Source organism: Mesorhizobium sp. M7A.F.Ca.AU.001.01.1.1 (assembly GCF_004022735.1).
Taxonomy (GTDB): domain Bacteria; phylum Pseudomonadota; class Alphaproteobacteria; order Rhizobiales; family Rhizobiaceae; genus Mesorhizobium; species Mesorhizobium ciceri.
Map to the genome: position 1 here is coordinate 1 of NZ_RZPF01000632.1, position 3,900 is coordinate 3,900.

The following is a 3,900-nucleotide window of genomic DNA, read 5'->3' on the forward strand; positions in this document are numbered from 1 at the left end:
GATCCGCCCCGCGGCGACATTGGTGATGGTGCGTTCCGCACCGACCGCGCCGACGCTGACCGTCGAGGTCGGATTGGTGCCCTGGAAGGCATAGGTCGTGCCGTTGATCACGGTGCTCGGCGTGGCGACAGCGACGTCGGTGACACTGCCCGAGCCGAGCGCCACGGCGCCTGCGTTGGCGGCGGTGGCGTTGGCGCCCAGCGCCAGCGCATCGACGGCGCTGGCATTCGCTTGCTTGCCGAGAGCGGTCGCTTGAGCGTTGGTTGCGAACGCGTTCTGGCCGATCGCCGTGCTGGACAGGCCTGTGGCATTGGCGTTGGCGCCGACGGCGGTGGCGAATTGGCCCGAGGCCTTGGATATGTAGCCCATCGCCGTTGCGTCGAGCGCCGATGCGACGGCGCCGCTGCCGATGGCCGAGGCGTTGGCGTCGGAGGCGCTCGAATTGACACCGGCCGCGATGGCGTTCGTCCCCGTTGCGGTCGCGACGGGTCCGATCGCGACCGAGTCCGTGCCCGTCGCCGAAGAGTCCGCCGCCGTCGAGTTGGCATGGAAATACTTGATGCCGCCGCCGACATTGATGTTGTTGACGACGGCGCCGATGGCGTCGACGGCCTGGTTGGTGGCGGCGAGCTGCGAACCGTTGATCGCATCGGTCGACGTCGAGCTGATCCGCCCCGCGGCGACATTGGTGATGGTGCGTTCCGCACCGGCCGCGCCGATGCTGACCGTCGAGGTCGGAGTAGTGCCCTGGAAGGCGTAGGTCGTGCCGTTGATCACCGCGCTGGGCGTGCCGACGGCGACGTCGGTGACACTGCCGGAGCCGAGCGCCACGGCGCCTGCGTTGCCGGCTGTGGCGTTGGGTCCCAACGCGACCGCATCCGCGGCGCTGGCATTCGCTTGCTTGCCGAGAGCGGTCGCTTGCCCGGCGGTAGCAAACGCGTTCTGGCCGACCGCGGTGCTGGACAAGCCTGTCGCGTTGGCATTCGGTCCGACGGCGGTGCTGAAGTCGCCCGAGGCCTTGGATATGTATCCAAACGCCGTTGCGTCGAGGCCGGAGGCACTCGCATTGTTGCCGGCCGCGATGGCGTTCGCCCCTGCCGCAGTCGAGAGAGGTCCGATCGCAACCGATTCCGCACCCGTCGCCGACGAATCCGCCGCCGTCGAATTGGCGTGGAAATACTTGATGCCGCCGACATTGATGTTGTTGACGACGGCGCCAATGGCGTCGACGGCCTGATTGGTGGCGAAGAGCTGCGAGCCGTTGATCGCGTCGGTCGAGAGCGCGCTGATCCGCCCCGCCGCCAGATTGGTGATGGTGCGCTCCGCACCGGGCGCGCCGATGCTGACCGTCGAGGTCGGGTTGGTGCCCTGGAAGGCGTAGGTCGTGCCGTTGACCACCCCACTGGCCGTGCCGACCGCCGTCGCGGTCACCGAGCCAGAGCCGAGCGCGACATCGCCGGAACTCGCTGCTGCCGAGGCGCCATTGCCGAGCGCGACATTGCCCGCGAGGCCGGCCGCACCGGCGGTCGAGCCGTTGCCCAGCGCCACGGAGCCTTGTCCGATCGCCTTGTTGTTGTTGCCGATGGCGACAGCACCGTTGGCCTGGTTGGCGGCGGTGGCGGTCGCGGTGCCGTCGCTGTTGGCGATGTTGTTGGCGCCGCCGGTGAAGGCGCCGGTGCCGCTGGCATAGCTGGGATCGCCGATGGAGACCGCGCCGTTGCCAAAGGCGGTGTTGCCGGACCCGATCGAGACCGCCTTGCCGCCGGTCGCCACCGCATTGGTGCCCATGGCCACCGCCTCGGCGGAATCGGCCTTGGCGCTCGTGCCCATGGCGATGGCGTCCTGCGCGCTCGCATTGGCCGACTTACCAACCGCGGTGCTGTTTATGCCGCTCGCCGTGGCGCCCAAGCCTAGCGCGCTCGCGCTCGCTGCGGTCGCGGTGGCGTTGTTGCCGAGCGCGGTCGCCGAGACGTCCGTGGCCTGGGCTCCCGAGCCCGCCGCGACCGAGCCTACTCCACTCGACACGGCCGAATTGCCCAGGGCCAATGCGAAATTGCCCGAAGCCGTGGCGACGTTGCCGAACGCCGCCGAGTTTGACGCCGATGCATTTGCCTGGGGACCGACGGCGGCGGCATTGAGGCCGGCGGCTTGGGCCTGGAAGCCCACGGCTGTCGAACTGGTACCACTCGCAACCGAGGAAGCGCCCATTGCGGTAGCGAAACCGCCGGAAGAGACCGCATTGGTGCCGATCGCGATGCTGTTGGGCAAGGCCGTGTTGGCCTGAACGCCCGCCTGCGCGCCTAGGCCGAGCGCGATAGACTGGTTGCCCCAGGCGCCGGCGTTCCTACCCATCGCCGTGGCGCTCGTGCCCGTCGACTGGCTTTGGCGCCCGATCGCAATGCTGTCAACCTGAGACGCCAGCACGTCCGTGCCGATGGCGACGGCGCTCTCTTGAAGGGCGCCCTTTCCCGCTGCGGTTCGGTTGCCAAGATTGATGGCGTTGATCGCGGTCGAGGTCGCCTGGAAGCCGATGGCGATAGAGTTCTGCTGGCTTGCGACGGCGCTATTCCCTTGGGCAAGCGCATCCAGCCCGGACGCTGTCGCCCCAAACCCGAGCGCGGTGGCGCGCAGCCCGGTCGCCCGGGTAACATAGCCGATCGCCGTCGAGTTCGTTCCGTCGGCGCGCGCGTTCAGGCCAAAGGCGGCCGAGCCTGCGGCTGCGACCGAGTTGACGCCAATGGAGCTTGCTCCGTCTCCGACAGCCTGGGCGTTCCCGCCTATCGCGAGGGCGTTGACGCCGTTCGCGCCGGAGATGACACCTATGCCTATGGCATTGAGGCCATTGACACCCATCGCATAGCCGATGGCGATCGTGCCGTCGCCCGTTGCACTGTTGGAGATGCCCAACGCCACGCTGTTATTGCCATTTGAGGTGGCACCATTACCGATGGCGACGGCGTTGCCGCCTGTCGCGGACCCGCCGCCGGCCTGATATTGCGCCTGAGCTGGCGTCGCAGCCATGCCGATCGCGAAGGCGCCCAGCATCGCGGCCGCCGCCGACATCCCGCCGACGCCCAGCGTCCCCAGCCCCAGGCGCTTGCGCCCCATGCCAAGCACGCTATGAGCCATGCGCAGCACCGCCATCAAGCGGCGGCGAACCGAGCGGGAGCGAGGATCGCCATTCGCGATCCAGTGCCCGGCGAAATGCGCCGCGCGATGCTGAACTAGAAGCGAGCCGTTCGAAATCTGATTGTCGGTCATGGTCCCTCTCCGCTGGCCGGCACGAAATGTCTGACAATTCCGCTCTATCGCAGGAAGACATGATTCCTGCCCGCGGTATTTCACGAAATTGCTGTCTTGTGAGAAAAGATCGGAGCAAACCGGCAGAGGTTAACAGCTCGTTACCTTAGAGACTGCTTTAAAACTAGGCAAACAAGCAATTCCATGAGCGCCGTCTCATCTAACCTTGGCGTTAAGCTTGCCCACCCGTAGCTGCAGCGGCGTCACCTGCCGGTATTTCTTCATGGCGGTGGTAAAATGGCTCTGGCTCGAAAATCCGCAGGAATGAGCGATGTCCGTGATGGTCATGCGGCTGTCGGCAAGCAGCCTTTCAGCGAGGTCCAGCCGCAAATCGAGAACATATTGATGCGGCGGCACCCCGAACGTCCTCGAGAAAGCCCGCATGAAGTGATAGGGTGAAAGACCGCAAACCGCGGCCATCTCGGCAAGCGCCAGCTTGCGCGTGAAGTTCTCGTTCAGGAATTCCTGCACGCGGCGCGTGCTGCGAACCGAAAGCCCGCCTTTCGCGTTGAGCGTCGGTTGTCGCGAATTGGGTCCGGAAACCGGTCCGGGGACACCATCCTCACCCGGCATTTTTCGGCCTCCTGATTCGTCCCAGAT

The 3,900-nt window shown here is 66.5% G+C and carries 2 protein-coding genes; both read right to left on the reverse strand.

The window, feature by feature from the left end; translation table 11 throughout:
- Window positions 1-3,261: calcium-binding protein (locus tag EN884_RS28695; RefSeq protein WP_128360874.1), on the reverse strand; the 3,261-nt coding region annotated here is incomplete at its 3' end.
- A gap of 195 nt (window positions 3,262-3,456) precedes the next feature.
- The gene (locus EN884_RS28700; RefSeq protein ID WP_348632993.1) at window positions 3,457-3,900 is read right to left on the reverse strand and encodes an AraC family transcriptional regulator; all 444 of its coding nucleotides are present in this window, start codon (window positions 3,898-3,900) and stop codon (window positions 3,457-3,459) included.